Origin of the sequence: Limnospira platensis NIES-39 (assembly GCF_026000695.1) — a bacterium.
GTDB classification, from domain to species: domain Bacteria; phylum Cyanobacteriota; class Cyanobacteriia; order Cyanobacteriales; family Microcoleaceae; genus Limnospira; species Limnospira platensis.
The window spans coordinates 4629225-4653405 of sequence record NZ_AP026945.1; the positions used below are offsets into that span (position 1 = coordinate 4629225).

General features: G+C 44.2%; 32 protein-coding genes and 1 pseudogene. 14 read left to right on the forward strand and 19 right to left on the reverse strand.

The features are described 5' to 3' along the window. Positions 1-922: 922 nt before the first annotated feature. A protein-coding gene (locus N39L_RS22785; RefSeq protein ID WP_286131454.1) for an IS630 family transposase occupies positions 923-1799 on the reverse strand; the annotation gives its coding sequence in 2 pieces (ribosomal slippage) (positions 923-985 and positions 987-1799; 876 coding nt in all). Between the two features lie 328 nt (positions 1800-2127). Here N39L_RS22785 and N39L_RS22790 point away from each other — a divergent pair. Both N39L_RS22790 and N39L_RS22795 read left to right on the forward strand, forming a co-directional pair. Beyond that, positions 2128-2532 (forward strand): hypothetical protein, encoded by a 405-nt coding sequence (locus tag N39L_RS22790; RefSeq protein ID WP_006616283.1) that lies wholly within the window; start codon positions 2128-2130, stop codon positions 2530-2532. 4 nt (positions 2533-2536) lie between these two features. Beyond that, the gene (locus N39L_RS22795) at positions 2537-3802 is read left to right on the forward strand and encodes a glutamate-5-semialdehyde dehydrogenase (RefSeq protein ID WP_014276474.1); all 1266 of its coding nucleotides are present in this window, start codon (positions 2537-2539) and stop codon (positions 3800-3802) included. 67 nt (positions 3803-3869) lie between these two features. Here N39L_RS22795 and N39L_RS22800 read toward each other — a convergent pair whose 3' ends face one another. After that, on the reverse strand, positions 3870-4682 hold the full coding sequence (locus N39L_RS22800; protein ID WP_006616281.1) for an acyl-CoA desaturase: 813 nt from the start codon (positions 4680-4682) through the stop codon (positions 3870-3872). Between the two features lie 77 nt (positions 4683-4759). Here N39L_RS22800 and N39L_RS22805 point away from each other — a divergent pair, with 77 nt between their 5' ends. Next, entirely contained in the window at positions 4760-6001 is a 1242-nt protein-coding gene (locus tag N39L_RS22805) for a methionine gamma-lyase family protein (RefSeq protein WP_014276475.1), read from the forward strand. Between the two features lie 9 nt (positions 6002-6010). On the opposite strand, the gene N39L_RS22810 is transcribed toward N39L_RS22805, so the two are convergent. The 3 genes from N39L_RS22810 to N39L_RS22820 are packed head-to-tail and all read right to left on the reverse strand — an operon-like array spanning position 6011 to position 7271. Continuing rightward, positions 6011-6334 carry a hypothetical protein gene (locus N39L_RS22810; protein ID WP_014276476.1) on the reverse strand — a complete coding sequence of 108 codons (324 nt, stop codon included), beginning with the start codon at positions 6332-6334 and terminating at the stop codon, positions 6011-6013. A gap of 25 nt (positions 6335-6359) precedes the next feature. Next, positions 6360-6695, reverse strand: coding sequence for a transposase (locus N39L_RS22815; protein ID WP_353912634.1), 336 nt, complete (start codon positions 6693-6695; stop codon positions 6360-6362). 3 nt (positions 6696-6698) lie between these two features. Continuing rightward, entirely contained in the window at positions 6699-7271 is a 573-nt protein-coding gene (locus N39L_RS22820) for an RNA-guided endonuclease InsQ/TnpB family protein (protein WP_006617014.1), read from the reverse strand. Between the two features lie 216 nt (positions 7272-7487). Here N39L_RS22820 and N39L_RS22825 point away from each other — a divergent pair, with 216 nt between their 5' ends. Next, positions 7488-7796, forward strand: coding sequence for a DUF3067 family protein (locus N39L_RS22825; protein ID WP_006617013.1), 309 nt, complete (start codon positions 7488-7490; stop codon positions 7794-7796). On the opposite strand, the gene N39L_RS22830 is transcribed toward N39L_RS22825, so the two are convergent. Next, on the reverse strand, positions 7793-9124 hold the full coding sequence (locus N39L_RS22830; protein WP_006617012.1) for a hybrid sensor histidine kinase/response regulator: 1332 nt from the start codon (positions 9122-9124) through the stop codon (positions 7793-7795). The genes N39L_RS22825 and N39L_RS22830 overlap by 4 nt on opposite strands. A 242-nt stretch (positions 9125-9366) precedes the next feature. On the opposite strand from N39L_RS22830, the gene N39L_RS22835 reads away from it, so the two are divergent. Beyond that, positions 9367-9777 carry an ArsR/SmtB family transcription factor gene (locus N39L_RS22835; RefSeq protein ID WP_014276477.1) on the forward strand — a complete coding sequence of 137 codons (411 nt, stop codon included), beginning with the start codon at positions 9367-9369 and terminating at the stop codon, positions 9775-9777. Positions 9778-9853: 76 nt separating this feature from the next. Here N39L_RS22835 and N39L_RS22840 read toward each other — a convergent pair whose 3' ends face one another. Then, positions 9854-11131, reverse strand: coding sequence for an NAD(P)/FAD-dependent oxidoreductase (locus N39L_RS22840; RefSeq protein ID WP_006617010.1), 1278 nt, complete (start codon positions 11129-11131; stop codon positions 9854-9856). Positions 11132-11550: 419 nt separating this feature from the next. On the opposite strand from N39L_RS22840, the gene N39L_RS22845 reads away from it, so the two are divergent. After that, a complete protein-coding gene (locus tag N39L_RS22845) occupies positions 11551-11955 on the forward strand; it encodes a C6orf136 family protein (RefSeq protein ID WP_006617009.1) in 405 nt (134 codons plus the stop codon). 38 nt (positions 11956-11993) lie between these two features. Next, the gene (locus tag N39L_RS22850) at positions 11994-13184 is read left to right on the forward strand and encodes a TRC40/GET3/ArsA family transport-energizing ATPase (protein WP_006617008.1); all 1191 of its coding nucleotides are present in this window, start codon (positions 11994-11996) and stop codon (positions 13182-13184) included. Between the two features lie 123 nt (positions 13185-13307). On the opposite strand, the pseudogene N39L_RS22855 reads toward N39L_RS22850, so the two are convergent. The 4 genes and pseudogenes from N39L_RS22855 to N39L_RS22870 form a co-directional block, all read right to left on the reverse strand. Then, positions 13308-13577 (reverse strand): annotated as a pseudogene (locus N39L_RS22855) (transposase); the annotation flags it as partial. 135 nt (positions 13578-13712) lie between these two features. Then, the gene (locus N39L_RS22860) at positions 13713-14285 is read right to left on the reverse strand and encodes a hypothetical protein (RefSeq protein ID WP_014276478.1); all 573 of its coding nucleotides are present in this window, start codon (positions 14283-14285) and stop codon (positions 13713-13715) included. Then, on the reverse strand, positions 14282-14887 hold the full coding sequence (locus tag N39L_RS22865) for a hypothetical protein (RefSeq protein ID WP_231851987.1): 606 nt from the start codon (positions 14885-14887) through the stop codon (positions 14282-14284). Before N39L_RS22865 ends, N39L_RS22860 begins: the two co-directional genes overlap by 4 nt. A 530-nt stretch (positions 14888-15417) precedes the next feature. After that, a complete protein-coding gene (locus N39L_RS22870; protein ID WP_231851937.1) occupies positions 15418-15690 on the reverse strand; it encodes a hypothetical protein in 273 nt (90 codons plus the stop codon). A 20-nt stretch (positions 15691-15710) separates the two neighbouring features. On the opposite strand from N39L_RS22870, the gene N39L_RS22875 reads away from it, so the two are divergent. Further along, positions 15711-16673 (forward strand): hypothetical protein, encoded by a 963-nt coding sequence (locus N39L_RS22875; protein ID WP_014275869.1) that lies wholly within the window; start codon positions 15711-15713, stop codon positions 16671-16673. 30 nt (positions 16674-16703) lie between these two features. Here N39L_RS22875 and N39L_RS22880 read toward each other — a convergent pair whose 3' ends face one another. Next, positions 16704-16880 (reverse strand): hypothetical protein, encoded by a 177-nt coding sequence (locus N39L_RS22880; RefSeq protein ID WP_014276480.1) that lies wholly within the window; start codon positions 16878-16880, stop codon positions 16704-16706. Between N39L_RS22880 and N39L_RS22885 the strand changes: the two genes are divergently transcribed. Continuing rightward, positions 16879-17460: a tyrosine-type recombinase/integrase gene (locus tag N39L_RS22885; protein ID WP_014276481.1), complete on the forward strand. Its 582-nt coding sequence runs from the start codon at positions 16879-16881 to the stop codon at positions 17458-17460. The two genes, N39L_RS22880 and N39L_RS22885, sit on opposite strands and share 2 nt — an antisense overlap. Before the next feature lie 283 nt (positions 17461-17743). On the opposite strand, the gene N39L_RS22890 is transcribed toward N39L_RS22885, so the two are convergent. The 3 genes from N39L_RS22890 to N39L_RS22900 form a co-directional block, all read right to left on the reverse strand. Then, a complete protein-coding gene (locus N39L_RS22890; protein WP_231851938.1) occupies positions 17744-18235 on the reverse strand; it encodes a winged helix-turn-helix domain-containing protein in 492 nt (163 codons plus the stop codon). 53 nt (positions 18236-18288) lie between these two features. Then, on the reverse strand, positions 18289-18717 hold the full coding sequence (locus N39L_RS22895) for a hypothetical protein (RefSeq protein WP_014274397.1): 429 nt from the start codon (positions 18715-18717) through the stop codon (positions 18289-18291). 76 nt (positions 18718-18793) lie between these two features. Further along, positions 18794-19150, reverse strand: coding sequence for a hypothetical protein (locus N39L_RS22900; protein WP_014274396.1), 357 nt, complete (start codon positions 19148-19150; stop codon positions 18794-18796). Between the two features lie 250 nt (positions 19151-19400). Between N39L_RS22900 and N39L_RS22905 the strand changes: the two genes are divergently transcribed. The 5 genes from N39L_RS22905 (at position 19401) to N39L_RS22925 (ending at position 22410) form a co-directional block, all read left to right on the forward strand. Then, positions 19401-19622: a hypothetical protein gene (locus N39L_RS22905; protein ID WP_148261874.1), complete on the forward strand. Its 222-nt coding sequence runs from the start codon at positions 19401-19403 to the stop codon at positions 19620-19622. Between the two features lie 274 nt (positions 19623-19896). Further along, a complete protein-coding gene (locus tag N39L_RS22910) occupies positions 19897-21177 on the forward strand; it encodes an IS110 family transposase (protein WP_014276483.1) in 1281 nt (426 codons plus the stop codon). 95 nt (positions 21178-21272) lie between these two features. After that, a complete protein-coding gene (locus N39L_RS22915; RefSeq protein WP_014276484.1) occupies positions 21273-21620 on the forward strand; it encodes an HAD hydrolase-like protein in 348 nt (115 codons plus the stop codon). 76 nt (positions 21621-21696) lie between these two features. Continuing rightward, on the forward strand, positions 21697-21828 hold the full coding sequence (locus tag N39L_RS22920; protein ID WP_286131455.1) for a hypothetical protein: 132 nt from the start codon (positions 21697-21699) through the stop codon (positions 21826-21828). Positions 21829-21849: 21 nt separating this feature from the next. Next, a complete protein-coding gene (locus N39L_RS22925; RefSeq protein WP_231851988.1) occupies positions 21850-22410 on the forward strand; it encodes a helix-turn-helix domain-containing protein in 561 nt (186 codons plus the stop codon). 32 nt (positions 22411-22442) lie between these two features. Here N39L_RS22925 and N39L_RS22930 read toward each other — a convergent pair whose 3' ends face one another. The 4 genes from N39L_RS22930 to N39L_RS22945 are packed head-to-tail and all read right to left on the reverse strand — an operon-like array spanning position 22443 to position 24181. Continuing rightward, a complete protein-coding gene (locus tag N39L_RS22930; RefSeq protein ID WP_014276486.1) occupies positions 22443-22958 on the reverse strand; it encodes a hypothetical protein in 516 nt (171 codons plus the stop codon). Between the two features lie 49 nt (positions 22959-23007). Continuing rightward, entirely contained in the window at positions 23008-23577 is a 570-nt protein-coding gene (locus N39L_RS22935; RefSeq protein ID WP_006616746.1) for a hypothetical protein, read from the reverse strand. A gap of 17 nt (positions 23578-23594) precedes the next feature. Continuing rightward, on the reverse strand, positions 23595-23888 hold the full coding sequence (locus tag N39L_RS22940) for a hypothetical protein (protein ID WP_006616747.1): 294 nt from the start codon (positions 23886-23888) through the stop codon (positions 23595-23597). A gap of 17 nt (positions 23889-23905) precedes the next feature. Further along, on the reverse strand, positions 23906-24181 hold the full coding sequence (locus N39L_RS22945) for a WXG100 family type VII secretion target (RefSeq protein ID WP_006616748.1): 276 nt from the start codon (positions 24179-24181) through the stop codon (positions 23906-23908).

Genomic DNA, 24181 nt, shown 5'->3' on the forward strand with positions numbered 1-24181 from the left:
TGTCCTGACGTTGGGAGGAATCCAAACAAGGCAGGGAACTCAAGGTCAAGACTGAACGCTGGTGTTATGTACAGCAGGAAGTTGAGAGTAAAGGCGATAGCCACCCCCAGTTTCAGGACTCACAACCCGTCAGATTGAAGCGGGGAACGGAAGGCGTGAGGGAAACCTGTTCCTAATAACCCGACCACTGCCAATCATCTATGATTAGGGAAACCGAATGTCCGGCTTGAACCATCGTCAATTTATAGTAGCGAAACAGGTTGAAACGCTGCGCTCAAAAGAGCAAGGGGAAAAGTAGGAGTTTACTTACACTACCTACACAGACCTTGAAAAGTACCCCGGTTCTGAGGACAAATCTAACGATGGAATGCCCATATAATCGGAACGTTGTAATCCCTCTAATGCTCTGCCTATAAACAAGTGAGTAATGCTATTCACAAGGCAGTAGTGAAAAATGTAAGCGCATACTTAGAGGGTGAAGGATGTGACCAGAAGCTAAAGCCCAATTGTAATGGTTGGGATATGCCCAATTGTCACGGTGGGGATATAGATACTGCGGTCAGTAAGAGTATAATGGCGAGGACGAGTTTAAAGACTACGTGGTGCATATAGCTCTGAACATCGAAGTAGAAAGCAGGTCTGTTGATTCTGCTCCTTTGACAAATAGGGTATCCACACCAGGAGCCGTGTGATGGGAAACTATCAAGCACGGTTCTGAATAGGAGTTCGGGAAGGTGACTTCACTCTCGACCCCTAACCCTCCTAGGGGAAAGGATGTGACTGAAAGCCAATACCTAACTGTAATGGTTAGGATATGCCCACTAGTCACGGTGTGGATATAGAGACTGCGACAACTAAGAGTGTTTATGACGAGAGCGAGTTAATGACTACGTGGTTGTATATATAGCACTAGTCAATACGGTTAGGACGCAGCCTTGAGAACAGAATCCATGGCATCATGGAGAGAATCAAACTGCTCACGTGCAATGGCGAATGCGGGCTTTCAACCACGACCAACATTTCTCTATCTTGTTGAGGTCTGGCGAATAAGGCGGAAGATAGAGTAAATGGCATTGAGCTGCCTCCACCAGTTCAGCCTGCCGCCCCCCTTTATGAAACGTTGCATTGTCCAGTACTAGAGTTTGACCTGGCTTCAATGTTGGAATTAAGATGAACTCCAACCACAACTCAAACACTGTCCGATTACAACAACCCTCAAAGGTAAAGGGAGCTAAGAGTTGTTGATAACACCATGCGGCCATATAGCTCACCCTGCCCTGCCTCTTCCCGGATTTGAGGGTATCGAAGCGTTGTCCTTCCTGGCAGTAACCATAAGGATAATCCGAGTCTTGACTATTCATGCCAGCTTCATCGAGGTAAACCAACCCTTCCGGCTCCATATGTTGAATCTGAGCAATAAACGCCTCTCGCTGTTGCTGATCACCTTCTTGGTAGCCGTAAGTTTTTTTTCTGGTGAAGCCAATTTTCTTCAAGGTTCTGGATATGGTGCGAGGAGAGATGTCGTCATCCCAAAGTTGAGCCATTTGAGCGGAGGTTTTGTCGCCATGCTCTTGGGCAAAAGCCTTGAATTTTTGCCAGTCGGTAATTTGGTGGTTATGACCAGGTGGGCGATTAGGTTTAGGGAGGAAGTCTCCGGTGTGTTCTTTTCTTTGCAGCCAGAGATTGATAGTGTTCCTGCAGAGATGGAAAAATTGACTGGCTTTGGTTTTGGACATACCGTATAGTTCAATTGCATTGATAACTTTTTGTCTAAGGTCGTAACTGTAGGGGGCTGGCATTTTGGGTCTTCTGTAGATATCCTTGCCATTATACGTCCTAACTTTTCTGTCTTATGCTATATCAGATAGATTAATCTACCCGTTACAACCCTATAAGCCAATACCCCTAGATTAAACCCCTAGGGGTTATTTTATGGCTACAGATTGATCGATCCTACTACGGTTTTGAGTAACACCTAAGTAACGGTAGAATAGGGGTTATAGGCTATGTATCAGGTTCGAGCCCGCTTAGCTCCATTTCAGTTGTTAGATCTCTTGTTCCTGAACTATCATGGGAGCTACTATTTGCTTTTGTTTCTAACTCCATTAAATAAGACCACGCGAGCTTGTGTCATCTCCCAAACCTGAGAAAATCGACTTACATAGTGATTATCCCTGTCCCTGTCGTCGAAAGGGTAATCTGGTTCCGATTACCTTGACCGAGGCTTTCGGTTGCGGTCGCTGTCAGCAGATTTTTGTAGTTGATGAGAGCGGTTATTCCCTAGAACAACTAGCCACCCACTACCCCTACAAACAGGCTTGGTGGTGGACTGGACAACAATGGTATCGCGCCACCCCAGGAATGCGATCGCACTATCTACCCTTAGCTTTGGGGATGCTTCTAGTCCCCCTGGTGATTTGGCTACCCCTAGCCATGTACTCTCCCGGGGGCAACATCTTGCTTTGGGCAATAGTTGCTGTTATGCTGGCGATGTTGCCAGCAATCATGGTTTGGCTTGCTTACAGGCGTTAGCTCGATGATCATTGATGATTTTTCTTCTACCCCAGATCCATTAAACCCTTCTCGTCGGGCCTATTTTGCCAGTCTTGAATTGACACAGATATCAGGAGAAGATCGGGGTCAAGCAATAAACAGAATGGCTGATGGTCTCAAACAACGAAAAAATGACATTCTGGAAGCGAACACCCTTGACTTGGAAGCCAGCAGAGAAATGGGGGTTTCCGAAGTGATTGGAGATTGGTTAAAACTGACTCCAGTTCGCCTAGAAAAAGCGATTAAGGTATTGGAAAGGTTAAGCACCATCTCCGATCCTATCGGTCGGGTGGTTAGCGCTCCTTACCAAATCAAACAGTATAAGGGCTATTATCAGTATATACCCCTGGGAGTCATTGCCCTCATTTACGAGGCTTTTCCTGAATTAGGGGCGATCGCCGCCGGTTTTGCTCTCAAAACTGCTAATAGTTTAATTCTCCAGGGAAGTAGTGAGGCTAACTCTTCCAATCAAATTATCGCCGAAACCCTACAATCAGCCCTAGAAGATGCGCGAATGCCGCCGGGATGTTTAGAATTTGTTCCCGCTGACCCTGATCATCCTATCCCCGATTTAGTCACCGAAGACAGATATATCAACCTGATTATACCATACGGGCGACCCCAATTAATCCAAGAAGTGATTAATAAAGCCACAGTTCCCATTCTGAAAACAGCCATGGGGAATTGTTATCTTTACTGGTCTGCTACCGCTAGTATGGATTTAGTCCGGTGGATGATTACGGATAGCCATAAAAGTGAACCCGACCCAGTAAATGCGATCGAAAAGGTCTTAATTGACCCTCATCAAAAAAACTCTTCCCTAGTGCGACTCTTAAATAGTTTGCAGGAAGAAGGTTTCCAATTACGAGGCGATCGCGATTTCATCCAAAACTTTCCCGAATTAACGGAAGCCGAACCCTCAGAATGGTATCATCCCTATTTGTCAAAAACCATAGCCTTCCGATTTGTGGAAAACCTCGAAAATGCGATCGGCATGATGAATCAGTGTAGCAGCAACCACGCCAATTGTATAGCGACCGAATCCTATAGCGAAAGTCGTATATTTGCCCAAAATTCCAATAGTGCGCTCACCTTCATGAACACATCCCCCCAATTTTCACGTCATCAAAACCGAGGGGATGCGTTGTTTTTAGGAGTGTCGAATCAGAAAGGATATCGACGGGGTTTAATTAGCCTAGAAAGCCTAATGACCCTGAAACATATTGTACAGGGTAATGGCAGAGTGTGAACTTAACCCGGCTGTCAGAGTCTAAGTTAGCTTCTGACCTACTCAGGAACAACTTTTGTCGCCGGGGCTAGTTTTCCACCAATTTAACTTTTTTAGCCAAACCCAAAAATTGTAGAAGTTGAATAGTCATCCAGGTTAAATCAATTTCCCACCATTTCAGACCATGACGGGCGGAATATTGGAAAGCATGGTGATTATTGTGCCAGCCTTCCCCATAGGTGACAAGAGCAACCCACCAACAATTTTTCGAGTTATCATTAGATTGATATGTTTGATAGCCAAACTTGTGAGTAGCGCTATTGACAAACCAGGTACAATGAAAAACCACAACGATGCGGAAAAAGATGCCCCAGACGACCAACGGCCATCCTCCGAGAAGATATAAAACCACACCCAAGGCGACTTGGATGGGAATGAAATAATTTTGCAGGAACAGATAAACTGGGTCTTCGTTGATATCTTTGGTAAAGCGGGGAACATCAGCATCAGCAGGAATTTCCCGCAACATCCAACCCATGTGACTCCACCAAAAACCCTTGTTAGAGTCGTGGGGGTCAAGGGTTTGATCAGAGTACAGATGGTGCATACGGTGTAAACCGACCCACTGGATAGGTCCTCCTTGACAGGCTAAAGCGCCGCAAAAAGCCAAGAAATATTCTAGCCATTTGGGAGTTTCAAAACTGCGGTGGGTGATTAAGCGGTGAAACCCTAGGGTAATTCCTAAGCCACCAGTTACCCAGTGCAAAAATACGGCCACACCAATTGCAGCCCAGCTAAAATTACTCGGGACTAGGACAAAAAGTGCGCCAATGTGGAGGAATGCCATAAATATTATGGTCATCCAGTCGAGTTTGAGTTTGGTTTCAGTTGCAATCGTCATGAATATCAAATTTTTGAACAGACCAGACCTGTTGGCGGCATAATATGCAGCACCCCTAATTCAGCTTTAGTCAGGTAATGAGACACAGCATAGAGTCACTACATGAAGCGCCACAGGCATTATCCCCAATTTTTTCGGGAATTGACACTAAGGTCAAGCACCACCTCCGACGAGTGTTAGATGCTTTCCGTACTCACCGGGTAGGAACCCATCATTTTGCCGGAGTTTCCGGCTACGGACACGATGATCTCGGTCGTCAAACTTTTGATCGCGTGTTTGCGGATGTTATGGGCGCAGAAGCGGCGGCGGTAAGAGTCCAGTTTGTTTCTGGAACTCATGCGATCGCCTGTGCCCTTTTTGGGTGTCTGCGTCCAGGGGATGAGATGCTGGCCGTAGTTGGTTCTCCCTACGATACCCTCGAAGAGGTTATCGGTTTACGCGGAAAAGGTCAAGGTTCCTTAATAGAGTTTGGCATACTTTACCGACAATTAGATCTTTGTGCTGATGGAAGTTTGGATTGGTCGGCTTTATCAACAGCGATCGCACCCCATACTCGTTTGGTTTTGATTCAGCGCTCTTGTGGCTATTCCTGGCGCAATTCCCTTTCCATTGCTGATATTGAGAGGGTTGTCCAGATGGTGAAGGCACAAAATCCCGATACTATCTGTTTTGTGGACAACTGCTATGGCGAGTTTGTGGAAGACCGGGAACCGACGGCGGTGGGGGCTGATTTGATAGCTGGTTCCCTGATTAAAAATCCGGGGGGGACTATTGCGGCGGCGGGGGGTTATGTGGCGGGGCGTTCAGATTTGGTAGAAGCGGCCGCCTGTCGCCTCACCGCGCCCGGTATTGGTAGCAGTGGGGGGGCAACCTTTGAACAATACCGATTGCTGTTTCAGGGGCTATTCCTTGCGCCTCAGATGGTGGGGGAAGCGGTTAAGGGGGGACATTTGATTGCTTATGTGTTTGACCAGTTGGGTTATCGGGTTAATCCTGCGCCTCTGATACCTCGGCGCGATATTATTCAGGCGATCGAGTTGGGTTCACCCGATAAGTTGGTGGCTTTTTGTCGCATTTTGCAGAAGTTTTCGCCTATTGGGTCCTATCTTGATCCGGTTCCGGGGGAAATGCCAGGATATGAGAGTGAGTTGGTGATGGCGGGGGGGACTTTTATTGATGGTAGTACCTCTGAGTTTTCGGCTGATGGTCCTTTGCGAGAACCCTATATTGTTTTCTGTCAGGGGGGGACTCACTGGACTCATGTGGCGATCGCTTTGGAAGCTGCTATAGAAGCGATCGCTTCCCTAAATGATGCTTAATCCGTCAATTTAGCTACTGACTTGGCCGGCGGCCAAGACAATCGCTGCCCTCCGGTAATAGCTGGGGAACTTGTAAAAGGTCTGGTCAAATTGCCGGTATTTGGGGTTGGGGTTCTTGGCGGTTGGGTGAATCAGTTTCTCAACGGCTAGAACCCGTTTTTGACTCGATAACCCTCCGAGAGACGGCCAATGAGTTAAGAGAATTCCTATCAAATGCCGACAGACACCTAGGGAGACCTCAACCGTTTGGCTCAACAGCACTCGCGCTGCTGCTGTCGGGTTAAGATTCCATCGGTCTGTACGGACGATTGATGTGGATTTGTTGGTTGCCATAACGCGCTTGTTACCCCAAGGCTTGTCAGATCGGCAGCTCCTTGACCCCCACCTGCCGTTCGGCGAGGTGGGGGAATGCGTCGCTATTTTTGTTCAAATCTTCATAGGCGACCAAATCGTTAGATTGGATAACGGAATACGCCAATCTCTTGCAATATTCTTTTCGCTGCCTACTTACTCTTAAATGCTTACGAGCATATCTATTTCTAGCTTTGTGATAGTTGTTCGATTGCTTTTTTTGGGCTGTTTTTTTAGCTGGACTGTACTTTTTAGACTTCTTTCGATTGGCTCTCTTTAACTGCTTTTCAGCTTGGCGGTAGAACTTGGGAGATGGTTCAACATTGCCTTTATTGTCAGCAATAAATTATCTAATTCCTAAGTCTAAACTTACGATTTTATGAGTGGGTTCAGTCTCTATCCTGACATTGACAGCGATCGCAAATTGAGCATAGTATCCGTCAGCCCGGCGGACTAATCGGACTCGTTTAATTTGCTTGATATCGTAGTAGTTGAGGTCCCAGGTTCCCTTTAATTTCAGAGTTCCGATACCTTTTTTGTCAGAAAAGGTAATAGCTTTTCTGGTTTCCGAAAGTTTCCATCCGCTAGTTTTATATTCAACTGAGCGAGCATTTTTCTTGAACTTAGGAAATCCCTTTTTCCCCTTAACTTTTTTCTGACAGTTATCGTAGAAGCGAGAAATAGCCAACCAAGCGCGTTCAGGCGCTGATTGTCTAGCCATCGAGTTCAATTCATTAGCCCAAGGAAACTCAGCCGCTAAGACAGCACAATATTTATTAAGGTCATATTTTCCCACCCTCTTATTGTCCATCCAATAGCGCAAACATTTGTTTTGGATGAACTGAGATGTGCGAATAGCCTCGTCTATAGCTTGGTACTGAGATGGTTTGGCTTTTATTTTGAACTTGTATACAATCATTGCCCAACTTAACAAGGTTATGCTATTATGGCATATAAATGAAAAGATAGCAATAGTAGGTAAGCGAATTTATTCGCCTTTGCCGCTACATCCGCCCTTTAAATAGAGTCGGCCAAAGCGGCTATCGAGTATTTCCAGATCATGCAACTTTTCACATTCCCACGACAAACGGCGCGAGGATTCTCAGTTCTTTCTCAGTCCATGCAAGAGGTGCTTATGACGGGCCAGGACTTACGACAACTTCTGTTAAACAAGTGGGGAGTCTCCTATGATATCCAACTGCGGCGGACGCGGGGCAAAATTTTTGTCCAAGTTATGTGGAAGTACCTAGAACAGGCTTCTTTTCATTTGGGTGAGGCTGAGTATCTCGATCACCTCAATGCGATCGCTGATTATCTCACCAGTTTGGGAGGATCACAACAGGTTACCAATTATATCCTGAACACTCGCGATCGCCCCCGGCTAGGAAAAGCCGTCAGTATTCCCATTGACTTGGGGGGTAGGGCTTCCGAATGGATGGTCTAATCAGAGTCCTCCGTTACCAGGGGAATAGTAATCGTGAACCTAGCCCCTGAGTCGATTTGGGAGGTACAGGTTAACTTACCTCGGTGTTTTTCTTCGATAATATGGCGAGAGATAGCTAACCCAATACCTGTACCCTTACCAATAGATTTAGTCGTAAATAGATAATCAAAAATTTTCTCTTGCACTTGTGCAGTCATACCAATTCCATTATCTTCAATCCTAATCACTGCTGATGTGCCATCTTCTCCCAGTTCAGTGGTAATTTTGATCGAGTGGGGGTCTTTCTCTAAGTCCTCATAGCTGGAACCCTCACTAGCATACTCGATCGCATCAATACCATTAGTGATCAAATTCATGAATACCTGATTCATCTGGCTGGGGTAGCATCTAATCGGCGGAAGGTACCCATATTCTTTAATCACCATGATCGCAGGTCGATCGCGATTCGCTTTTAATCGATGCTGTAAAATCAGCAAAGTGCTTTCAATACCTTGATGCAGGTCGAACAATACCGCATTATTATCATCGGAGCGTGAGAAAGTCCTCAGACTTTGGCTGATATTGCGGATGCGTTCTGTCCCCACTCGCATAGAAGCAATCAGTTGCGGTAGATCCTCCATCAGATATTCAAGATCAATGTCCTCGGCGTGATGATCAAGATCCGGCGGTGCTTCCGGGAACATCTGTTGGTACATTTGCAAGTGTTTCAGCAAGTCGAACACATAAATACTCGCATGGCTCAAATTCGCTTCAATAAAACCAATCGGATTATTGATTTCATGGGCCACCCCAGCCACCAGTTGACCCAAGGTAGACATTTTTTCACTCTGAACCAGTTGTAGTTGAAATTTTCGCAGGTTATCTAGGGCCTGGGTTAGTTCGTGGGTGCGTTCCGCTACTCTCTGTTCTAGTTGGAAGTTGCGATCGGCTAGTTGTTGGGTTAGGTAACGGATCTTTAAATGTACATTAACACGGGCCAGCACTTCTTCTGGCTGAAACGGTTTCGTAATATAGTCTACTGCTCCTAGGGATAAGCCTTTCACCTTATCGGCCGTATCGTCTAGGGCTGTCATCAGAATTACTGGGATATTACAGGTTGAAGGGTTCTGTTTCAGACGGCGACAGGTTTCAAAGCCGTCCATCTTAGGCATGACGATATCCAGCAGAATTAGATCCGGTTGGATCGCTTCCGCTTGGGCGATCGCTTCAATGCCATTGGTGGCGATCGCTATTTGACAACCCACATTGGCGATCGTATCGGCAATCAAACTCAGATTTGATCGGTTATCCTCGACAATTAAAATTGTGTCATCGGTCGAATCAGTCATGGGATCGGGGGGTGTGAAGGTAGTTGGCCAGATTGCTTAATTACCTGATGGCGATAAATAATGAATTGCATCTACTTACTCAATTGTAGCTCAAAGCTGGGGTTTCCTTTCGGGTTCCTTGAGGCGATCGCTACTCTACCCATCATAAATCAGCCTCAAATAAATGAGACAACAACCTCTACTGTGTGGTAATATAGTAAGCACACCTTTCCTATAACTTATTCAACTCACCTACTTAAATCATGACAACATCTTCCGTCAAAGCATCACAATTCCAGCTTGAATCCAATTCTGGGGAGTGCGGAGTCTCCAAACTTCCACCCGAGGCATTGACTCTTATGGCTGACTTTTTTAAAGTTCTTTCCGAAGTCAGTCGCCTCCAGATTGTTTGCTGCTTAAAAACTGGTGCCAAAAATGTTACTCAAATTATTGAAGCCACTGGTTTAGGACAAGCTAACGTTTCCAAACACTTAAAAATGCTTGCTCAAGCTGGGATTGTCACTCGCCGGCAACAGGGGGTTAATGTTTATTATGAAATTGCTAATCCTTTCCTATTTGAGTTGTGTGAGTTAGTCTGTGATTCCCTATCGGTTCAGATAAATCAGCAAAACAAACAGTTTGAAAAGCTCCGAGTTCTTCAAGAAGCATTCTAGCTTCCTAATTAATCACCCGACACAGCCCCTAATTCCCTAGGTCAGTGTCGGGATTTACTAATATTGACAAGTTAGCCTAAGATTTTTGTCCCGCTAACATATCCGCCTCAAAAGGTTTCCCTTTTAACATCCGATTCCAATACAGCCAAGGCAAAACATAGCGCTTCACTAACCACATACTATAACGTTCTTCCGTCGGGTCGAATGGAAAACTAGATTTCGGAACACCATCATAATCAAACTCTGCCATAATTGTCCGCCCATAACCTGTTACCAACGGACAGCAAGCATACCCGCCATATTTTCCCCCTAGTTGTTTAGCAGCCATCACCGCTAACAAATTCTCCACTAATGCGGGTGCTTGTCGCCGAATAGCAGCCGCTGTTTTAGAATTGGGAAGAGACGAAGCATCCCCTAAGCTAAAAACATTCGGATAAACATTATGTTGCAGCGTGTATTTGTCTACATCTACCCAACCTTTCGTGGGTCCCTCTTTCACCGCTAAAGGACTGTTTTTAATAAAATCAGGGGCACTCATTGGCGGCGTGACATGAATCATATCATATTTAATCCTGATTTCCTCTACTCCCGCCTCCGTGGTTTTTTCAAAAACTGCTTCCTGGCTTGAGGGAATAATCGCTTTCAGATTATGCTTATATTTGACATCAATATTTCGGCGCGCGGCAATCTTTTCTAAAGATTCACAGTAGCCTGTTATCCCAAAAATTTTGGCTCCCGGAGTTCCATAAATCACATTCGACCGATTCCTAACTCCATTTTTGATGAAAGTATCATCCGCCAAATACATGATTTTTTGAGGCGCTCCCGCACACTTAATAGGAGTCGCAGGAAAAGTGAAAATCGCGTTCCCTCCTTGAAAATTCTTGATCACTTCCCAGGTGTACTCGGCATAATCTTTAGAATAGTTGCTAGTTACCCCATTTTTGCCGATCGCATCTGTTAGTCCTTCTACTTTATCCCAGTCAATTTGAATCCCTGGACAAACTATCAGATAATCATATTTGATGGCTCGTCCATCTTGCAGAATCACTAGATTTTGCTCTGGTTCAAAGGTTTTTGCTGCTGCTTTCAACCAGGTAGCACCCGTAGGAATACAGTCTTTTTCCTCCCGGATAGTATCTTCAAGACGATAAGCACCACCACCCACTAAAGTCCAAGCTGGTTGATAGTAATGTTTATCTGAGGGTTCAATAATAGCGATATCTAGGCTACTATCCTGTTGTAAAATTTGGGCAGCCACAGTTATGCCAGCCGCTCCCCCACCCACAACCACAATGGTATGATGGAGAGAATCTGTGATGGTTTTGGATGTGGGACTTTCCGAATTTGTCATAAGGTATTTTTACTCCCGTGACTTTAACTTTAATAATTTTAGGCTTTATTGTCAACCAGATCACACCAATCATCAAAATTGTTAACAATTGATCAACACCAATTATTAACCTGAATTTTGATGATAGTATGCTAGTCCCATAACAACAACGATTGCATCATTATTGAACTAGCTATAACCAAAATGGTAGCTGCTAGAGTATTTATACATATCATTCAACCCAGTTGCGCCACCATTCTAATCATTCGTTCAACTGAAAACTGATCTATACATAGCCATTGACATATTCTACCATAAATGCTATAATCGCGTCAACCTTGAGCCATATATTTACCTCCATATTGATGGATTTTTAATATTTTTATTAATCAGATAAATCTCGGCTAAAGTCCCATAAACTAAATCATCAAATCAATCCTATGGTTGCCCACGATCTCATCGAAACCATCAAACAAGATTATCAAAACTTTCCCGATAATCAAACCTATAGTATTTATGCAGAAAACGTTTATTTTAAAGACCCTGTTAATGAATTTTCGGGATGCGATCGCTATCAAAAAATGATCAACTTCATGGCCACCTGGTTTCAGGATATCCAATTAGACTTACATGATATTTCGGAATCTGGGGACACCATCGAGACCCAATGGACTCTCAGTTGGACCGTATCTGTACTGCCCTGGGCTCCGCGACTATCCATCCCCGGTTACAGCCACCTACACATCAACCCAGAAGGCTTAATTGACCGCCACATAGACTACTGGAACTGTTCCCGCCTCGCCGTAGTCAAACAGCTTTTTCAACAAAACAGCCCTAAACGTTAGAATAATGTAAACATATTTTAAGCGGGACTCAAAACTATATGCGCGTGATTTTAATGACCGGAAAAGGAGGCGTTGGTAAAACCTCCGTGGCGGCGGCCACAGGCTTACGGTGCGCCGAACTAGGCTATAAAACCCTGGTATTAAGTACAGACCCAGCCCACTCCCTAGCAGATAGTTTTGATGAACCCCTCGGCCATGAACCCCGCCAGGTGAAACCCAACCTATGGGGCGCAGAACTAGACGCACTGATGGAATTAGAGGGAAACTGGGGGGCTGTCAAACGCTATATCACTCAAGTTCTGCAAGCGCGGGGACTTGATGGCGTTCAAGCCGAGGAATTGGCTATCCTTCCCGGAATGGACGAAATTTTCGGCTTGGTGCGAATGAAGCGGCACTATGACGAGGGGGAATTTGAGGTTCTCATCATTGACTCAGCGCCCACAGGGACTGCTCTGCGCCTATTAAGTTTGCCGGAGGTAGGTGGGTGGTATATGAGAAAATTTTATAAACCGTTACAAGGGATGTCGGCCGCTCTGCGTCCTTTAGTGGAACCCATCTTTAAACCTATTGCTGGTTTTTCCCTCCCGGACAAAGAAGTAATGGATGCACCCTATGAATTTTACGAGCAAATCGAAGCCTTAGAAAAGGTATTAACTGATAATCAGAAAACCTCAGTGCGTCTGGTAACTAACCCAGAAAAAATGGTAATTAAAGAATCCTTGCGCGCCCATGCTTATCTGAGTTTGTACAATGTAGCCACGGATTTAGTGATTGCGAATCGGATTATCCCCGACTCAGTAACCGATCCATTTTTCCAACGCTGGAAGGAGAACCAACAGCAATATCGCCAGGAAATACATGATAATTTCCGCCCTCTTCCTGTCAAAGAAGTAGAACTATTTACTAAGGAAATGTGCGGTTTTGAAGCCTTAGAGCAACTCAAGGATATTTTGTATAAAGATGAAGACCCGACTCTGGTTTATTATCAGGAAAATACTATGCGGGTTATCCAAGATAAAGAATACTATAGTTTGGAGTTATATTTACCGGGAATTCCCAAGGAACAGATACAGTTAAACAAGACGGGTGATGAGTTAAATATCCGTATTGGGAACCACCGCCGCAATTTAGTTTTACCCCAAGCGTTAGCGGCTTTGCAGCCTTCCGGGGCGAAAATGGAGGAAGATTATTTGAAAATTCGATTTGCTGACGTGGCGAAGATTTCCTAAAACTTCTCAATTCCGGGTTCAGTGATTAAGGTAGCTGAATCCGGTTTGTGAGTGTAGTTGAGTATTGGACTTTATTTCGTCCGGCAGCTTTAGCACGATATAGGGCTTGGTCAGCATTTTTAATCAAATATAGCAATACGCAAATACATTAGTACAGCTTTTGAACGCTGCATCTACACATTCTCTCACCGCTTCAAAGTCTTTAAGTTTTGGTCTCATCCATGTCTTTAAGGGAGACCACCAATTTTCAATTTTATTCAAATCTGGTGAATAAGCTGGCAAGTACCAGATTTCGCATCCCACTTCTTCTACCATTTCTTTTATGCTTTCACCGTGATGAAAACTCCCATTGTCAAGAATAATAATATCTCCCTCTTCTAGCTGAGGGAGCAAACATCGGTCCTCTAGCCCTGGGTTTGTCGTCTGCTTCTAATCTTTTGACCTCTCTTTCTATTACATCTACAGCTTGCCTGTAGTTGCGATTTCTAACAATGTCTTTCACCCTCCTGCTTCGCTTTTTTACCTCTCTCATGACAAAAATTCCTCATCCCAATTAATAAATAATTGCCTCCATCCCTCCTCAGACAACACCCGATTATCAGTCAGCCATTCTGGTTCCATCGCCTCGATCGCTTCCAAAGAAACCGAATTAATCGTTTCCCGTTTTTTTAGCATAAAATAAGCATTAGGCAGATACGGGCTTCTCCAAGACATTAACATGGCAGTGACTGGCAACACTTCTAAAAAGTCAAAAGTTTGGCATAGATACTCAATTCTCTCTAACCATTGCTCAACAAGAAAACGATAGTTATCTTTGCGTCTTAAATCCGTTTTATCCGTTTGTCGATCCGTTTTCGGAAATTCATTAATTGTCCTGTATTGTATGGGAACATTAGCCAAGGCTTTTAACTCTCGAATGAAAGGAAAAGCATCAGATGGAGAACCGGGAAGCAAAAAGTGGCGTTTGAATATCACCTTTTTAGCATAAAGCATTGATGATAAATCACTATTCCACAAATTAACTGCATCTACTTCATATTGTCCCTCTGGTAGATAACTTAAATCCTCGGTATTTTCACTGCTATATAAAGCTGTGGTCATTGATAATAACTCTCCATAATCAGAACAGTTGTCGTTCCCTCTTTTACTTTTGCCCATATCGCGTCAGTTGGTATAAATCCGGCTACATTACCTGGATAATAAATCTGGCCGGGTGGCATTTTGAATGGATGGCTTGTCGCGTCACTTCCCAATGTGCCAAAACCCCAAAGGAGCTCAATTTCTCCCTGATTTTGAATTTCAAAATAAGCACGGCTTAGATTAGCGGGGGCTATTAACATGGGATTAGGGCTTACAGTGACTGTGTTCATCACTGTATTAGCCGGACGTTTAGCCATCAATATTAAATCTAATTCTACTCTATGTTCTCCCTCGATGTAAAGAGTGTCATAGATGCGATTACTGGCTATTGAACCGCCCCCTAATATGCCGTTGCCATAATCCTTAAAACTTACACCCAATTGGTCAGCACTGCCAAGTATTTTGACCTCGTTTGCTGTTAAGTAAGGATTAATTAGAGGAACATAAAACCGCCTCCCTCGGTTTTGAATAACAGGACAAGCTGCCTCGACCCATGAACCGGTAGCGCTTTTTCTTCTAAGCAATTGCCACCCAAATTTAGGATGATTGCTCTCTAATTTCATTAATTTGGCTGCTCTTTCTGCCGCCGAATCCTCTGGGTAAAATTCAGGATAAGGAGACCGGGGAAAACTTGGACACCAAACTGAGGCGGTGAGACTTTATAGGAAGGCATTAGCCCGCCATAGCCATCTAGGGTCAATATTGGCAGATATTGAATTAACGGCACTAGAAACAGCCCCAAGTGTTAATGGGTCATTAACATAATTACTGGCATTACTTTGATTAATTTCAAATGAAAATGTGTCGGTTTATGATCAGCGATTTTCTGCCATAGTTTAAGGTGTCAATAAGTATGGTTGTGCGGTTGAAGTCATACCATTAGTGTAGTCAATGATTACGGGATAGTCTGTTAAAGTGATGGTGCATATTAATGGATAAGTTCCATTTCCCCTAACGTTAGGTCGGATAGAAAAATCACAATGTTGTTTGGCGGGTTCGGGGTTTAGCTCGAAACTAAATTCTGCTATGTGTTGATGTACAACTAAATGCAGTAAAGCACTAGCTAAATTGGTTTGGTTAAAGGGGTAACTGCCTATACCGGGTTCAAAGGCATCAACAACGGATCTTGGACTTTAATCGCACCGTCATCAATAAAACCTTCTAACTCGTCAATATCCAGATTAACAACAGAAGCCTCCTCATCCAGAGACAGATCCATAATATCTTTCCCGGTGATATTAACGACTAAGTTTTTCTGCCTTTGCAACAATTGCCGCCCCATTGCTAAAACTAAGGCTTCTAAGGTAGTTTCAGAAAAATCGGGATAAAGTCCCGGCGTGATGTTCATATGCGACAATAGAGACAACTCATTCCATTTTACTATAAATGCCTATTCGGTTTGAAATGCGTCCTACCGGTGGCGGGGGCGGCGGCGCTTATTATCGCCATATTAAGTCAGGTTATTTTCAACTCACCGCAGGGGAAGAGATTGAAATAGTCCCCGCCACGCCATTATTAGTCCGTCGGGAAATCACCATCCAAGCCGACAATCCTTTTTCTATTCGGTGGGTAGGGTCTGATTTATCCTTACCTGTTTTTGAAAATGGCTTCTATTCCGATGGGAGTGATGGGGGGATTGGTGTTTTAGCAAGCAGCCCCACAACTCAGATTCTCTCTATCTGGGTGCGCCAAGATACGGAAATTGACTACAACATAGGAAGCGAAATCGAGGACGATATGCCTATCCCAGATTTATCAATTAGACCGTTTATTTCCTTAGATTCCAATATAAACAAACTTCCATCGTTTATAAGTTCTGATTCTCAAGTTAATTATGATGACGTAGATACTTATAATAGGTTCTGGGGAACGTGGACTACAACAGAGGGAGCAGTTAGAGCCTGGCAATTTGATGCTTTTTTGCCCGGTAAACAATATGTTTTTAATATTACCCATAATCTTTATGCCTACATTGGGAATGACGGAATTTCTACGTCTGTTATCAAGGAAGGAACTAATATCGAGATTTTACTATGTCCTCGTGAAACCATGTGGATGGCAATATCTCAAGTTGCATTGTTTTCTAATGTTTTGAGTTCACATATTGACATAGATAATCTTGAAAAATGGATAACAAATCGATGCTCTGTTATTACAGTTCCTGACACAGGGGGAGCTTTTAATCTGACTCCTACTCTGTCTCGCTATATTTTGCTGTTTAAAGCTGAAGGTTCTTTTTTAGCTCCCGGATTAGGACTTTGCCGTTGCATTTACACGCCCAACAGCACAGACCCAAAACAAGGGGGAGAATTTGAGATAACGCAGTTTTTACCATGGGAGGATTGGTAAATTCACAAAAATAGGGGAGAGTATTACCGGTTAGTAAACAAATATAGAGAAGGCTGATCCGATCGCTCGCCGCCAAACTTTCCCCCAAGTCGGCGCGAAAACTAATATTCTCCCCGCCCGAACCCTACAATAGTCATATAGGTAAGCCGATCGCTTTACCTCGTCGGCTAGGCAACTGGGGGAAATTCCCCACAGAAATGAACTCATGAAAAAAAACCGCATTGGTAAAGCCTCCGTCATTCCCGACGCGATCGCCGACAAGATAATCAAACGCTGTAAATATCCCTGGCAGCAAACTTTACTTGCCATCTTGATGTACACCGGTGAACGAGTAGGAGCGGTGAGGTTACTACGAGTCCCTGATGTTTATGTTTCCCCAGCTTCCCACATTGTCCTGCCAGAAATAACTTTTCGGTCTGAAACTAGAAAGCGATCGGGCGGGAAAGATGGGGGAGTCCGCCAAGTTCCCATCTCCCAAAAACTTAGAGAGATTCTTGGAACCTACCGCATCGGTGGCGGCGATTTTCTATTTCCCAGCCCATCTGATATATCCAAGCCCGTTACTGTTCAAGCGTTCGACTCTTTTCACCGGAAGGCGATCGCTCAACTGGGTTTACAGAATGAAGGCTATTCGCTTCACAGTTACCGCCGCACTTTTATAACTAAACTTTACAACAAGGGAATTAGTACCCGGACAATAATGGAGATTACCGGTCATAAATCAATGTCGTCATTGCAGCGTTACATTGATGCTGACCCCGACAAGGTAAGAGACGCAATTAATTAAATCTAGGGCAGTCGATAACTTGAGGTTGCCTGACATCAGAGGAAAGTGGGTGCTACTAGCCAAACACAGATCGAGAAGTAACTGCCCTAGATTCCGCCAATTTTAGCACTAAACCGGGCTGCTTGGTATTTTGTCTAAAACATCAAAGACTCTTACACACAGCCAACGGCGCTAACCAGTGTACAGTAGCAAATAGCGCTGTTTAGGGTTGGAAAATGCTCATTGATTTTTCTGTGAAATCATAAAATTTTTCGGGGGAGTAAAGTCTCCCCCTGTGGAAAATTTAGGAGTTGCTATCTGGGGATTTCCAACCACCCGATTTAAGTGCGGGAAGTTTTTCTAGGATAGTTTCGAGAGATAAGCCGGACTCGATCCACTGTTCTATTTGGTCGGCGATCGCTTTAGCTTTTTCCGATAGATGGGGGCCGGCAAGGTAACAAACCTGCTTTTTTCCCCTATATAGGTAAGCATATTTATTCCCGTTGGTGTCTTGGGCGGTTGACTTAGCTTTCCAGCGAACAGTTAGGCGATCGCTCTGAGAAGTGTTCACCGGGGATAAATTTTCGTCACCCAGGGTGACGGCTATCCATCCCAAATACTTAACCTTACCTTTCTCGCGTAACCTTTCCAGAGACTTGACTACACGAGATATCGGGATATCAGTGGATTGGGCGAGTTGTTTGTGGTCTTGATTCGGACATTTGTCCAGCGCCATAAAGACATCCATATCATCCCAAGCCGGATCGAATGGTTCTACACTTTCAGAATCCGTCACCCAGGGTGACGATATTATGACGGAAAGCTGCCTCGGTGACTTAGATTTTTCCCTCATCGGCCTGACCCCCTGTTATCATCTTCCCCAGATCTCACTCGACTATTTATAGCCAAAATGTTGCCGTAGGATTGCTTGGCTATATCACGAGCCAACCGGAGCTTATGGGCACAAGGAAGGTCGCTAAAATTTAGGGCGATCGCCACATCAAGATAACGGGCGACTTGGCGGAAAGCTGCATAATTCCTCCCGATAAGTTCTCGTAGTTCCAGCACTTCGGACTGAAGTTCCAGCACTTTGGACTCAAGTTCCAGCACTTCTGAAGGAACGCTTGGGATTGTGTCGGTCGGGTTATGAGCGATCGCGCGTAACGGCGCGTTTAAATTTTTAACTTTTGCGTCACCCAGGGTGACGGAATCGGTGACTTTATTAGCGATCGCCTTTTCACCGGTGACAGTTTGAAGGTTAGAAAAGTGTTGTGCCATAGTCCATTTGTTTCTTGAGGGTTTAGCAGCGTGCCAAAATAGAAAGCACCCTTCGTGGACACGAAGGGCGCTTAATTTATTTAGAAACCTGTTGGAGAATCTCCTGTCGGATGTTCTCCATTTGTTTTTTCATTTGAGATTGATAGTCTCGGTTGGCTTGCAGTCTTTGCTCTAATCGAGCCTCATGGCTTTTGACATACTCATGGAAACCAGCAAACAACTCCTCCAACAGGTCTAGAATTTTCCCGCCTGTTCCGGGGACACTTTCCCCGCTTGACTGGAAATTATCCCCCTGGCAATCTGTTCCACCAATTCGGACCGATTCAGATTTAGCTCCAGAGCCATCTGATCCAGTAGCCCGACGGCTGTTTCCGTTAACGTCATCGAGACTGACTTCTTGTTTTCCCCGTACAGCGTGCTGCGGGTCTTCCATTATTCGAGCGCGATAGGTAAAAAGCCGGATGTTGAGAGCGGGGAAGCTGGTAGATTGATGCGATCGCCTTGGGGTTGGTCAGGCGATCGCAAAAGCACACCCTATATATAGGTAAAAAGCCTATGGTCAAACCAAAAGCCGAGGCCGCCAATTCGCCTAGCGGGTTTCACCGCCTGGACAAAAAACATCAGCGGATTTTCCTGGTCACTTGTTTGGCGAGGATGAAAATTCTCTTTGCGCGTGGGTCGATTTGACACGAGAGGCAGTCTCTTTCTTGAACTGTTTAATTAAAGCCAAAATGGAAATTGATAACACCATTACTCACCTAAGAGTTATCGATTTTATCTCTAATGATGAACGATTCCAAAATGTGCATAATTATGCAATGCAGCTTGAAATGTATCACAATCAAATTTATGCAGACTTGGAATATACACTATCAGCTTTAGAAGATCTAGATTTCACCGCCTGATGAGTCCTAGCCGGTAAAGGACGAAACTTTCCCCTTACACCTGGGGGGAAGTCGCGGATAACCGGGTGATTCCCACCGCATTGATAACTAGCCCCCCCGAATTGAAATGGGAGGTTTCCCTCCCCAACCTGTTACTGGGGGCAGAAGTCAATAATTGCTTCTAGCCGGGTTCCAACCCCGGTTAGATTCTAGGGAGATTTGTTCCCCCAGATAGAATGGGCGAGAGCCGTAACAGCTTCGTGGGAACGATTAACCACAACACTAGAGGTTAAAAATGAATAGTTTAATTGTAGGCCTTGATGTTAGCTCATCGTGGTGCGATGCCGTGTGGCTAGAATTTATGCCAGCGGGTGCGTTGCGGGATTTTTACGAGTCTCCCGCATTTGCTGAGTGCCACCGAAAGCTAGAAGCAAATGCAAAGTCTATCCAGTTTCTTGTGTCTTTGGAGCCGTCTGTGGTGATATTAGAGCCGACCCGAACTTATAGCAGATTCTGGATTGACTGCTTACATCGGGAGGGAATCCCTGTGCTGAAAGTAGATCAGACGATGATTAAGGACACTCGGAAAAGCTATGGGGGAACGTCTAACAAGTCTGACCCCTACGATGCTTTGCTCATGGTTGCCACATACTTCCAGCATTACCAAATTGCCTACGATCGCAGGTATTGGGTAAGGGAGCGGCCGCCAGAAGTAGCGAAAATTGAACAATGCCTAAGAGATATTGGGTCATTCAACAAGCCCCGCACCCAAACGATAAACCAAGCCAAGTCTCGACTGGTCTATGAGTTTCCAGCCAAAGCAAAAGTTAGAGTTAAAAAAGAATCTGGGAAATTAGACCCGGACAAACTGCCTGCGTGGTGGGGTTGGGCTTGTGGCTGGACTTCCCAAGGTAGTTGGGAAATTCCCAAAGGGATTAAAACCAAGTTTGACAATGAATACGCGAAGGCGATCGCGGCGGGGGAAGGCACGGGGATTAGTGAAGTAACAGCGCGACTAGCCCAACAGATTTGTATGTGGCATCAGTCAGAGGCGATGGTAGAGCAGGAGCTACTAAGCTATCTGAACCTACCAGAGTTTGATTGCTACCATCGGGTGTTTGACAAGTTTGGTTTTGGCTGCCGGGAACGAGGCTGGCTACTTACTCGGTGCGTTCCGTTTGATGAGATGTTTAAATGCCTTCCCAAGTCTAAGGCTATGAGACGATTTCGACAGCTTTGTGGTTTGGGGGCTACTCAAGTGCAATCTGGAAAGGCTGATACTCGTAGTAGTTTTACGGGAAGTAAAGAGACGCGATCGACCTTGCATCAGTTTGTTGTCCGGGCAATCGAGAGGGGGACTCATCGCGAACAGAAACCGGGTGGGGGTGCGATCGCGACAACCCCCTACGATTGCCTACCAAAATCCCCAGAGGCTCAAGCCATCAGAGTTTATTGGGTGACTAGAGCATACCACAAAGGAAACAAAGTATCTGGGGCGGCGTTGAAAGCAGCAAGGAACGCGACATCAAGGAAACTAGCTGAGATGCTATTTAAGGCTCTGTGGGATATGCGGTAATAATCCCCATATAATGCTCATATCAAACTTGTACCCCGATCCAATTCCCTAGGTCGGGGTTTTTATTGGTGAAAGTTTGGGAATAAGATAGAAATATGGAAGCCGGGGGAAGGGCTAAATTGGCTCACTATGGTCTGGATTCATACTTTCCCCTGGGGGCGTTTTCGGGGCGATCGCGCGATCGCGTGGAAATTGCACAACGGGCTGTGGTTTTAGCCCAGCAACAGTTAGGGAAAGTCTCCCCGGAGCGATTATATGTTATTGGTGATACGCCCCACGATGTGCGCTGCGGGCGGGCGATTGGGGCGAGGGCGATCGCGATCGCTTCAGGACACCATGGCGCTGAAGAGTTGAGAGATTGCGGTTCTTGGTGGGTTTGGGATGCACTTCCCCACCCCCAGCAGTTTTTGGAGACGGTGGGACTTAGGGAAACTGTTTATTGAGTTGGGCTACTTTGCACTCAAATTAGGGCTGGGAGTATCGCGTCGCTGACTGATTTGGGTTCAACTGTCTGAGTTGGTGCTTCTGGCTGTTGATTTTTTAGTCATGAGTATAGCCATGGGAGACGAATACATTGAATCTAGGCGATCGCTCCTCCCCTTGTCAACCCCTTTATTCTTTTATGGCGACGATTTGAGCCAGGGATTATGATGGATAATCATAAAAAAGGAGATGTTTCGGAAGGAGAATTTAGAGGTGATGGAGTGGCAAAGTGTGGTTAACTCGATTGATGAGTTTGTGTTTGAACAAACTGGGGAACACTTGGATAGTCTGCAATTAGCGATTTTAAAGGGAGTGCTGAATGGGGAAAAGTATAGTGCGATCGCCAAGCATTACGGATGTAGCACAGGTCATGCCAAGGATAAAGGCTACGAACTGTGGCAGTTATTATCAAAAGTCTTTGATCAAGATGTTAATAAATCAAATTTAGTCGCTACAGTTGAGCGTTTAGGGTTTGTAAATTATCAGCATCATATTGTCAATAATTCTGTTAAAATTAGTAATATTAATTTTTGCAATAATTCTGAAACAGCTAATTTAGAACATCAGGATAAAGTCCATCCTGAATCTCCAGTCAAAAATACCATATATGAAGACCAAATAGTTGAACATATCTTGCAAGAGACTAAATTTAAGGCGGTGGAGAAACTAAGTCAACTCGGTTTAACACCGGAACAAATTGCCGAATCCTTAGATTTACCCTTACCAGAAGTTCAGAATTGGATAGAGTAAATTTATGTGAATTTTGAGAATTATGGATTAGATTATCTGGCATCACAGTATGGATTTTGGATGACACTATTCGGTTCTACACTATCGATAAGCCAGGTACTTTTCTTTTGGTCAAAAATTAAATTAAATATCAAGCTTTCACAGGGAGTCTGGCCATTTTTCATGTGGTATTTCAACCACACTTTAATTTTGGCTTTGCTATTATTTTTAGCAAAAGTCTGGAAGGCATAAACATCAACTCTTCTGATAGAATCCCACCAATTATCATTAACCCTTTGAGCGGCTCTTCGTCGCCAAGAGTCGCTGAGTAACTTGATAGCTTCTTGTCTATTGCTGGGGGCTAACTGATAATACCTAACAATTGTGTCTTCAGGAGCAGAAGTATTCCCTGTTCTATTTAAAGCTGACGAGCTAGTAGTATTGTTGTGAGACCTGGGAATATAAGATTGAGGCTTAATTAATATTGCTGCAATAATAAAAGCACCAGCAATCACACTACCGATAATTACCTGATCTTGCCAATCTATTTTTTGTTGATTTTCTTTCATATCTAATAGCTTCCTATTGAATTGGGTTTGACAGCATATCTTAAATAATTTATTTAGGTTGACTATGGGAATTTTGGGGATTATGATTTTTTTCTAATTCTTCTTGTCTCCTTTTTCTTTCGTTTTCTTGAGAAGTTTTAAAAGATTCTGCTAATTGATCTTCAATATTGGGTACACGATCAATTCTGGCAAAATCATAGTCGGTTTTATCCTCCTCTTGTTGTTCTATGGAAGAAATAGGTTTTGCTGATGACATGGCAATTTCTGAGGGAGGAGAAGCATACCCCAAACCAACAATTGCTTGTGCAATTTCAACTCCGGTATACAACTTATTAACCACATCACCTAGCTTCACCTTTCTTTGTTCGGCAGTCTTAATTTGTTGCACTAAAAACCCCATATATTTTTCACAGCCATCAATTTCACCTTGATAAGTAGATGACAGTTTTTCAAACAAAGGTGCAAATTTATCAAATTGTTGATCGTGCCAAGTCAATTTAATATTTTCCCATTGAGTAGCTACCTTTCCCCACTCTTGCTGTAACGTTCCTCGAAATTGATCTAACTGCCTGAGCAAGCACTCAGCATCTTCTAAGTTAAAAGAAGTTGGTTTAACCATATCTATCTTTTCCTGATTTATAAGTCGGCTAAACGTCCAGACAATTTTTGTTTTTTAGTCTCATTTATTTCAATTTGTTCTCGAACAAATCTGATGTATTGATCGCTTTCTTTTTCCGCATCATTATAAGTAGAGATAAATTTCTCAAATATCGGTTCAAATTTATCAAATTGTTGATCGCGCCAAACCGATTTAAGATTGCTCCACTGGTTCAAAACCCTTGACCATTCATCCCGGATAGCCTCGTGAAACTGTTCCAGTTCTTTGAGTAGATCTTCTGCATCTTGAGCATCAAATGAAGTTTGAGCCATAACCCTTTCTCCTTTTATTAATAATTTTGTTCAAACTCTTTCAAGATATCATCAAACTTTCTGAGCCATTCCAAGGCATCGTCACCCGCTTCTAAGGCTCTTTGTACCATGTCTTTGGTTTGGTCGAAATCTTTAGTAAATTTGTCTTTACTTTCTCCTTTCCAAGAATCATCACATTTTCTCCAAGCTCCTTCAACTGCCTTAAATTTATCAGTTGTTAAATCTTGGAAATCAGACAAAGCCGCAATAAATTTGGCTAACTCTTGTTCGTCAATATCCAAATCTCTTGACAT

Bases quoted from the DNA above. Each gene is read 5' to 3' on its own strand.
- N39L_RS22795 (WP_014276474.1), top strand. From the start codon at position 2,537: ATGATCATTGATGATTTTTCTTCTACCCCAGATCCATTAAACCCTTCT.
- N39L_RS22800 (WP_006616281.1), bottom strand. From the start codon at position 4,682: ATGACGATTGCAACTGAAACCAAACTCAAACTCGACTGGATGACCATA.
- N39L_RS22805 (WP_014276475.1), top strand. From the start codon at position 4,760: ATGAGACACAGCATAGAGTCACTACATGAAGCGCCACAGGCATTATCC.
- N39L_RS22810 (WP_014276476.1), bottom strand. From the start codon at position 6,334: ATGGCAACCAACAAATCCACATCAATCGTCCGTACAGACCGATGGAAT.
- N39L_RS22820 (WP_006617014.1), bottom strand. From the start codon at position 7,271: ATGATTGTATACAAGTTCAAAATAAAAGCCAAACCATCTCAGTACCAA.
- N39L_RS22825 (WP_006617013.1), top strand. From the start codon at position 7,488: ATGACGGGCCAGGACTTACGACAACTTCTGTTAAACAAGTGGGGAGTC.
- N39L_RS22830 (WP_006617012.1), bottom strand. From the start codon at position 9,124: ATGACTGATTCGACCGATGACACAATTTTAATTGTCGAGGATAACCGA.
- N39L_RS22835 (WP_014276477.1), top strand. From the start codon at position 9,367: ATGACAACATCTTCCGTCAAAGCATCACAATTCCAGCTTGAATCCAAT.
- N39L_RS22840 (WP_006617010.1), bottom strand. From the start codon at position 11,131: ATGACAAATTCGGAAAGTCCCACATCCAAAACCATCACAGATTCTCTC.
- N39L_RS22845 (WP_006617009.1), top strand. From the start codon at position 11,551: ATGGTTGCCCACGATCTCATCGAAACCATCAAACAAGATTATCAAAAC.
- N39L_RS22850 (WP_006617008.1), top strand. From the start codon at position 11,994: ATGCGCGTGATTTTAATGACCGGAAAAGGAGGCGTTGGTAAAACCTCC.
- N39L_RS22860 (WP_014276478.1), bottom strand. From the start codon at position 14,285: ATGACCACAGCTTTATATAGCAGTGAAAATACCGAGGATTTAAGTTAT.
- N39L_RS22865 (WP_231851987.1), bottom strand. From the start codon at position 14,887: ATGAAATTAGAGAGCAATCATCCTAAATTTGGGTGGCAATTGCTTAGA.
- N39L_RS22875 (WP_014275869.1), top strand. From the start codon at position 15,711: ATGCCTATTCGGTTTGAAATGCGTCCTACCGGTGGCGGGGGCGGCGGC.
- N39L_RS22885 (WP_014276481.1), top strand. From the start codon at position 16,879: ATGAAAAAAAACCGCATTGGTAAAGCCTCCGTCATTCCCGACGCGATC.
- N39L_RS22880 (WP_014276480.1), bottom strand. From the start codon at position 16,880: ATGAGTTCATTTCTGTGGGGAATTTCCCCCAGTTGCCTAGCCGACGAG.
- N39L_RS22895 (WP_014274397.1), bottom strand. From the start codon at position 18,717: ATGGCACAACACTTTTCTAACCTTCAAACTGTCACCGGTGAAAAGGCG.
- N39L_RS22900 (WP_014274396.1), bottom strand. From the start codon at position 19,150: ATGGAAGACCCGCAGCACGCTGTACGGGGAAAACAAGAAGTCAGTCTC.
- N39L_RS22910 (WP_014276483.1), top strand. From the start codon at position 19,897: ATGAATAGTTTAATTGTAGGCCTTGATGTTAGCTCATCGTGGTGCGAT.
- N39L_RS22915 (WP_014276484.1), top strand. From the start codon at position 21,273: ATGGAAGCCGGGGGAAGGGCTAAATTGGCTCACTATGGTCTGGATTCA.
- N39L_RS22925 (WP_231851988.1), top strand. From the start codon at position 21,850: ATGTTTCGGAAGGAGAATTTAGAGGTGATGGAGTGGCAAAGTGTGGTT.
- N39L_RS22930 (WP_014276486.1), bottom strand. From the start codon at position 22,958: ATGAAAGAAAATCAACAAAAAATAGATTGGCAAGATCAGGTAATTATC.
- N39L_RS22935 (WP_006616746.1), bottom strand. From the start codon at position 23,577: ATGGTTAAACCAACTTCTTTTAACTTAGAAGATGCTGAGTGCTTGCTC.
- N39L_RS22940 (WP_006616747.1), bottom strand. From the start codon at position 23,888: ATGGCTCAAACTTCATTTGATGCTCAAGATGCAGAAGATCTACTCAAA.
- N39L_RS22945 (WP_006616748.1), bottom strand. From the start codon at position 24,181: ATGTCAAGAGATTTGGATATTGACGAACAAGAGTTAGCCAAATTTATT.